The following is an 8,662-nucleotide window of genomic DNA, read 5'->3' as shown; positions in this document are numbered from 1 at the left end:
AAACTAAATTAATATGATAATGAAATTGAAATTTGCAATTATTGCCTTAGTGGTGATTTGTGCTCATAATGTTCAAGCCCAGAACAAGGCGGTTCAAGGGGTTGTTACAGATGCTCTTGGAACCCCTATACCGGGGGCTAATATTGTTGTAGTCGGATCGTCAAACAGTACTTCTACAGATTTTGATGGAAAGTTTGCTTTAAATGATGTAAGTTCATCCAGTAAAATTGAGGTTTCATTTATTGGATATTCATCCCAAACGATTACTGTTGGAGAACAAACGATGATAAATGTAAAGTTGCAAGATGCTTCGCAAAACTTAAAGGAAGTAGTTGTTGTTGCTTTTGGAACACAACAGAGATCCAAGGTTACTGGAGCAGTTTCAGTGGTAAGCTCAAAGGATATTGTAGCTGTGCCAATTACTAACGCAGAGTCAGCTTTACAGGGTAGGGCAGCAGGGGTTACTGTTGTAAATGGTGCTCCGGGTTCAAGTCCTACAGTTTCTATTCGTGGTTTAGCGACAATGGGAAATAGTGCTCCTTTATACGTAGTAGATGGAGTTTTGACGGGTAATTTATCAGGGCTAAGCCCAAATGATATTGAATCGATGTCTGTTTTAAAAGACGCTTCTACTACTGCTCTATATGGTTCTAAAGCATTCAATGGAGTAATTATGGTGACTACGAAAAAAGGGAAAAAAGGGCCAGGACAATTGACCTTTAGTTCTTATTTAGGTTCTCAAACTGTTACTAAAAGATATGATGTCCTAAATACAGAACAATACGTTAAGTATGCTAAAGACTTAGGTGTTGATGTATCGGCAAGAGCTGCTGAATTTGGTAATATTAATACCGATTGGCAAGACGAAATCTTTCAAACTGGAATCATGCAGGATTATAATTTGAGTTTCTCAAATGGCACAGAAAATTCTACAAGCCGCTATTCTGCTGGATATTTGAAGCAAGAAGGATCAATTATAGGAACAGGTTTTGAACGCTATTCTTTTAGATCTAGTAATACACAAAATATTGGTAAATTAACTGTAGGAAGTAATATTGGATTGTCTTTTAATGAAACTAACCCAGAGCGTAGTGCAGGAGGTAGAACATTATTAGAGCATGCTATAAAAATGGCTCCTTATTTACCTGTGTATAATTCAAACAATTTAGGTGGATATCAAGGTCCTTCTTCTGCTGATGGACAAGATGCTGAAAATCCTGTACGTGTTGCAAATTTAGGCTATCAAAAAATTAATGGAGTAGCTATAATTGGAAACATATTTGCGGAATTAGAACTTTATAAAGGTTTAAAATTTAGATCACAAGTTTCTTTAGATTACTATACAAGCAAAGATCATACATTTGTTCCTAGTTACAGAGATGGTTCAGCTCATAGTCAAGGATTTTCAACAACAGCTCAAATTAATTCACAGGGTCAAAGTATAGTATTTGATAATGGATTAACATACAAAACTACTATTGCTGATAAACATAATTTAGAAGTATTAGGAGTTATTTCAAGTATTCAATCTAAAAATGAAAATGTAACTGCTAGTAGCCGTTATTATATTTCTGATGAAATTGATCAGTTAAGACTACAAGATGCGAATTTAAGCTCTGGAAGTAGTGAAGCCAATAATTTAGCATATATAACTCGTCTTAATTATGATTATGATGATAAATATATATTTGCTGGTTCATTTCGTAGAGATGCTTCTTCTCGCTTTGGATCTAATTATCGTTTTGGTAATTTTTATTCACTAGCTTTAGGCTGGAATATTGCCAAAGAAAGTTTTATGGCTAATTCTATTTTTAGTACATTAAAACTTAGAGCGAGTACTGGTACTACAGGTAATGACAGAATAAATGATTATCAGTATAATGCTACTTTGGCTGCTAATTATATTTACCCAATTAATGGACTACCAGCAGCAGGTGTTACTTCAGGAAGTGCTGCTAATCCAGATTTAAAATGGGAATCTAAAAATGACAGGAATATAGGTTTAGACTTTGGTTTATTTGAAGAAAAATTTACTGGATCTTTTGAATATTTTAGTAATAAAGGTACTGATATTTTATTTGCAGTACCACTTCCTGCATCTGTTGGTTCTCCTGCAGGAACTCAAACTCAAAATATTGCCGATATGAAAACCAAGGGATTTGAGATAACATTAGGGTACAATGACAGACAAGGTGATTTTACTTGGTCAGCAACAGCTAATTTAGGTACTAGTGAAAACGAAGTAACGGAATTAGCACCAGGAGTGAAAAATGTCTTAGCGGGACCAGTACCAAGAGCTGGTTTAGAAAATTTCTCCAGGCTAGAAGTAGGTCAGCCAGTATTCTATTTTTATGGTTATGAAACCAATGGAATTTACCAAAACCAAGCAGAAGTAGATGCTGTTTATGGTCCAGGACAAACTATTGCTAAACCAGGTGATATTAGATTTGTTGACCGCAATGGAGATAAAGTAATCAATTCACAGGATAAAACAAATATTGGAAATCCTTATCCAGATTTTACTTATGGATTAAATCTTACAGCAGCCTATAAAAATTTTGATTTTAACTGCTTTATTTCGGGAGTTCAAGGAAATGATGTTTTTAATGCTAATCTTTTCGATTTAACAGCTATGCAACGTTTGTTTAATGCTGGAACAGAGGTTTTAGATAGATCTATTGTTACAGGTGGAGTTGTAACTAATCCATCAGCTACATTGCCAAGAGCATTGGGTAACGAACAAAACTGGAATTCAGCTAGTCAGAGATATGTTGAAGATGGCTCTTATACAAGATTAAAAAATGTTACTATTGGATATACATTTTCAGGAAACGAATTCCAAAAATATTTTTCAAAACTAAGATTCTACTTAAGTGGACAAAATCTTATTACTATTACGGATTATTCTGGTTTAGATCCTGAAATTGCTCGTGTAGATGGTAATGCAAATTCTGCTGGAATTGATTTAGGAAGATACCCACAACCAAAATCAGTTATTTTTGGTCTTGAAGTAACATTTTAATTTATAAACATGATGAAAAAAATAAAATATATTGTTATAGTATTGTCTGGGATTTTAGCCATAAATTCCTGTGACACTAAGGATTTAGAATTAACTAATCCAAATGAATTATCCCCGGAAACATTCTTTACAACAGGACCTCAAGTACAATCTGCGGTAAATGCTGCTTATGCAAACTTGCAGACAAGAGGTTTGTATGCACGACACATTTTCTTTGCTTTAGACAATATGTCTCAGGAAAACAAAGGAAATCCGCAATTAGAAGGTAACAAAACACCTTTCCTAAATTTTAGTTTTGATGCAGGAAGTGATATTATACAATACTATTGGGAGACCTGTTTTTTAGGAATATCTAAAGCAAATTTTGTATTAGATAATGAAGCTAAAATTCAAGCTTTGCCGAATACAGTTTTATCACAAGAGCAAAAAAATAAATATTTAGGAGAAGCTCATTTTTTAAGAGCCTATTATTATTTTCTTTTAGTACCTCGTTTTGGTGATTTGCCAATTTATACGTCACAAACTCTAATTGGAGCTCCAAGAAGTCCTAAAGCAGATGTCTATAAATTGATTACTGATGATTTTGATTTTGCATCAAAAAATCTATTAAGCAAAAGTGTGGAAGAAAAAGGAAGAGCAACTAAGGAAGCAGCTTTTGCTTATTTAGGTAAAGCACTTTTATATCAAAAAAAATATGACGAAGCTTTAGCTGCTTTTAATAAAGTTACAGGATTCAGCTTAGAACCTAAAGGTAAGTTTTATAATAACTTTATGGATGAAACTGAACATGGCCCAGAGTCAATTTTTGAGATTGAATATGATGAATCTTTAGGAACAGGTGACAAGTGGGGTAGTGATACTGCTGGAACTGGTGTTGCTGAAGCAACACTTAGAGGTCAGGAATATGGTAACTTAGGCTGGTATAATGTATATCCATCTGATGATTTATTAGATGAGTATGAAACAGGCGATGATCGCTTTGCTGAAACTTTTTATGTACCTGGATCTAAATATAATAATGGTACGTTAACTATGACAGCTGCTAATTTTAAAGTGGGAGAAGTTTTTAGAAGAGCAGGCTGGAAAAAATATCAAAATTATTACAAGCGTATTGATGAAAATCAAGATTCAAGTATCAATTTTAAAGTTATGCGTTATTCAGATGTATTGCTGATGAAAGCAGAATGTGAAAGCTTAAGAGCTGGAGGTTCACAAGCCGCTGCTATTGGATATATTAATGAAGTTCGTCTTAGAGCAAACCTACCAGCATTGGCTACTACACTCACAAAAGATCAGGTATTTACTGCACTTGTTCATGAACGTAAGGTGGAACTAGCTGGTGAGCAAGTTCGTTTTGATGATATTATAAGATGGGGTATTGCTGCTACTGAACTGGCAGGAACAGGTTTTCAAGCTGGAAAGAGCGAGTTATGGCCAATACCTAATAGAGAAACATCTTCAAATCCAAATATAACACCAGCAAATAATAATCCTGGTTACTAAATAATTTATGAATAGGTTAGGTAGGTTAAGTTAGTTTGAATTAGTATTTAAGTAGACAGCGCATATTTTTGTATGCGCTGTTTATTAATGTATTGCATTTCTATTAAAAAATAATTTTTTAATTTTTTTATCCCTAATAATAAGCTTCTATGCGATTGTCCCAATTTATCGTTTTCTCTCTAATTGTTTTTTTATTTGTCCAATGTGACAATCAATTCAAGAAAAAAAGTTCAAATGCTGAAACCCTTTTTACATTAGTTCCAAGTGAACAAACACAAATTAACTTTATAAATACTGTAAAACAGGATACTATATTTAATTGTGTTAGATATATGTATGCTTTAAATGGAGGTGGTGTTGCTATTGGAGACATTAATAATGATGGTTTGCAGGATATTTATTTTTCTTCAAATCAAGAATCTAATAAATTATATCTCAATAAAGGAAACTTTGAATTTGAAGATATTACGCAGTCAGCTAATGTTACTGATGAATTTGGCTGGACAACAGGAGTATCAATGATTGATATTAATAATGATGGCTGGTTAGATATTTATGTTTGTAAATCAGCTTCTTTAGAATCAAAAGAATGGAGGAAAAACAAGTTATATATCAATCAAAAAGATGGTACATTTAAAGAAGATGCCCGTGCTTTTGGTTTGGATAATGATGGTTTTTCTATACAATCCTACTTTTTTGATTATGATAAAGACGGCGATTTGGACATGTATTTAGTAAATCACAGAGTTGATTTTCAAAATACGCTGCGTCTTGAAAAGAAAGAAAAGCAGAAAAAATATCCGGAAACTTCGGGTCATTTGTTTAGAAATGATGGAAATGTCTTTATAGATGTAACTGTGGAAGCAAAAATTGTCAATAAGGCTTGGGGATTAAGTGCTTCGATTGGAGATTATAATAATGATGGCTGGCCTGATATTTATGTTGCCAATGATTATATAATGCCGGATTTTTTATATATAAATAATCAGGATGGAACATTTACAAATGAATTAAATACTCGTTTTAAGCATATTTCTTATAACAGTATGGGAACAGATTATGCTGATATCAATAATGATTTTTTACCTGATTTGATGGTGCTGGAAATGTCGGCAGAAGATCATATCCGCAGTAAAGAAAATATGCCAAGTATGAATACGGAAGGCTTTGAAAAAATAATTAATGCGGGCTATAATTTACCCTATATGGCAAATGTGATGCAGTTAAATAATGGGAATGGCACATTTAGTGATATTGGGCAATTATTAGGAGTGTCCAAGACGGATTGGAGCTGGGCGCCGCTTATTGCTGATTTTGATAATGATGGTTATAAAGATTTATTTATTACTAATGGTATAGATCGTGATTTTAGTAATCAGGATTACATCCGTAAAGTAAAAAGTAACCTTGATAATAACATACAGATGACTGTTTTGGATGTTGTCAATATGATGCCTTCCGAAAAATTATCTAATTATAGTTTTAAAAATAACGGTGATCTATCTTTTTCAAATTCTACCAAATCTTGGGGACTGGATGAAAAAGTAAATTCTAATGGAGTTGCTTATGCCGATTTAGACAATGATGGAGATTTAGATTTGGTCGTTAATAATATGTCTGCTAAAGCCTCAATTTATAAAAACAATTCTGTAGGGAATTTTATAAACATAAAACTTACTGGAACACCAAAAAATGTAAATGCAATAGGTGCAAAAATTAAAGTTTTTACAGATAAAAAACAGCAATATCAAGAATTATATACCACGAGAGGTTATCAATCTTCTGTTACAAATGTTTTAAATTTTGGTTTGGGACAAGAAGAAAGTATTAAAAAAATTGAAGTAGTTTGGGATAATGGATTGGTTTCAATTGTAGAGGACGTAAAATCCAATCAAACTATTGAGTTGGATATTAAAGATGCAGTTAATACAGCTCCGTCTTCAGCAAAAGAAAATAAAAATTTATTTAAAATAAAACCCGAACAATTAGGAATAGATTTTTTACATCAGGAAAATAATTTTAATGATTTTTCAAGACAGGTTTTACTGCCGCAAAAACTATCACAGCAGGGGCCAGCATTATCAGTTGGAGATGTAAATAAAGATGGTTTAGATGATTTCTATGTGGGTGGTGCACAAGGACAATCTGGAAAATTATTTATGCAGAACAGCAGCGGGAAGTTTGAGACTTCAGTGCAGAGTGATTTTGAAAAAGATAAGCAATATGAAGATATCAGATCAATATTCTTTGATGCCAATAATGATGGATATTTAGATTTATATGTTACCAGCGGAGGCTATGAATTGCCGGAAAACAGCCCTTTACTTCAAGATAGATTGTATTTGAATAATCAGAAAGGAAAATTCATTAAAAGCTCAGGACTGCCAAGAATGTTAACCAGTTCTAAAGCTGCTAAATCTTTCGATTTTGATAAAGATGGTGATTTAGATTTAGTGGTGGGAGGTCATTGTGTTCCTGGTAAATATCCGCTTGTTGCTCAGTCTTATTTTTTAAGAAATGATAAAGGAGTTTTCAAAGATGTAACAGCAGCATTAGCTCCAGAGTTTTCTAAAATTGGTATTGTGAATGATTTTATCTTTTCGGACTATGATAATGATGGTTTGAAAGATTTAATAGTAGTTGGAGAATGGATGCCAATTACTGTTTTAAAAAATACAAATGGTCAATTTAAAATTATTAATGTTAAAGAGTTTAAGGATACCGAAGGCTGGTGGAACACAGTATCAGAAGCTGATATTGATAATGATGGTGATTTGGATTATTTCTTTGGAAACTTAGGCGGAAATAATAAGTTTCATCCTTCTGCTAAAAAACCATTGCATATTTATGGAAATAATTTTGATCAAAATGCCTCCTATGATATGGTGCTAAGTAAACTCTATAATGGAAATTTAGTTCCTGTTAGAGGAAAAGAATGCTCTACGCAACAAAATTCATTCGTCAGTAAAAAGATGCCTACTTTCAAAAGTTTTGCACGATCTAACATGAATGACATTTATGGTGATAAAGAATTAAAGCAATCGTATCATAAAAAAGTATTTCAATTCAAATCTGGTTATGCAGTTAATAATGGTAAAGGATCTTTTACTTTTAAAGAACTGCCTAATAGTGCACAAATGGGGCCAACAATGTCCTTTGTTTTTGAGGATGTAAACAAAGATGGTTTTAAAGATGTTATCGGTGCTGGAGGGATTTATGAGGCTGAAGTTGAAACCATCCGCTATGACAGTAATGCAGGCTATATTCTTTTAGGCGATTCAAAAGGAAATTTGAAACCGTACAAAGACTTAAATTTTTATAATGATGAAAATGCCAAACAAATGAAATTAATAAAAATTAAAGGTAAAAAGCATTTGATTATAGGTAATAATAATGCTCAGTTAAATATATTTTCAATATATAAATAAAATAGACACTGTTTTTCAATATGAAGAAAATTGCATCGCTTTTTTTAGTTGTAACATTGTTTTACAACGTTTTAGGACTTTACACGATATTTGCTGAACAACAACAGCAAATGTGGGTAAATTCTATGGAGAAAACTGACGATTCAAATTTCGAAGTAATTGAAGTTGCAATTAATCCTTATGCATATATAGTTGATTCTGGTTTTGAATACGCGAATGAAGATTTTGTTATTGAAAATAAAACCTATCATGTTTTTAAGAAAAGAATTGTAAACAATGTTTTAAAATTGTATTGCCTAAAGAACTCCCATAATGAGGGTTTGAATAAAAAATTAAAAAAAATTGTGGACAGCCAATTATTTGATACAAATTCAGATAAAGAAAATCCAAGTAAAAAAATGATGAAATCCTTTATTCAGGATTACATTCCTAATGAAACAATTAATTTAGTAATGACTACAGCTAAATTAGTTTTTCCTGTTACCTTAAATTCATACAATCCAAAAGAAGACCTTCTTTCTGGACATTTCACTGCAAATTATCCTCCTCCCGATATGGTATAGTATTTTCTTGATGTTAAAATATAAACAGACTTGATTTAATAAATCATACTGTGGCATTACATCTTTAGTTTTTAACTTAAGATTGAATTTGCTTATTTAACATGCAACATTCAATTAGTTCTAATTGAAAGAAAGCTATTAAAAAA

The 8,662-nt window shown here is 32.2% G+C and carries 4 protein-coding genes; all 4 read left to right on the top strand.

Translation table 11 applies throughout. From position 1 onward, the window contains the following. The first annotated feature begins 19 nt into the window (after positions 1–19). The 4 genes from B0E44_RS13000 (at position 20) to B0E44_RS12985 (ending at position 8,516) form a co-directional block, all read left to right on the top strand. Complete coding sequence (locus B0E44_RS13000; RefSeq protein ID WP_254423296.1) at positions 20–3,022, top strand: TonB-dependent receptor; 3,003 nt, start codon at positions 20–22, stop codon at positions 3,020–3,022. A 9-nt stretch (positions 3,023–3,031) separates the two neighbouring features. Then, on the top strand, positions 3,032–4,525 hold the full coding sequence (locus tag B0E44_RS12995; RefSeq protein WP_077375853.1) for a RagB/SusD family nutrient uptake outer membrane protein: 1,494 nt from the start codon (positions 3,032–3,034) through the stop codon (positions 4,523–4,525). A gap of 332 nt (positions 4,526–4,857) precedes the next feature. Further along, a complete protein-coding gene (locus B0E44_RS12990) occupies positions 4,858–7,953 on the top strand; it encodes a VCBS repeat-containing protein (RefSeq protein WP_254423295.1) in 3,096 nt (1,031 codons plus the stop codon). Positions 7,954–7,973: 20 nt separating this feature from the next. Beyond that, entirely contained in the window at positions 7,974–8,516 is a 543-nt protein-coding gene (locus B0E44_RS12985) for a hypothetical protein (RefSeq protein WP_077375847.1), read from the top strand. Positions 8,517–8,662: the final 146 nt, after the last annotated feature.

The sequence above is a fragment of the Flavobacterium sp. A45 genome, from assembly GCF_002001005.1.
In the GTDB taxonomy this organism is placed as follows: domain Bacteria; phylum Bacteroidota; class Bacteroidia; order Flavobacteriales; family Flavobacteriaceae; genus Flavobacterium.
The sequence above is the reverse complement of the archived record's forward strand: the minus strand, read 5'-3'. Positions and strand labels throughout refer to the sequence as shown.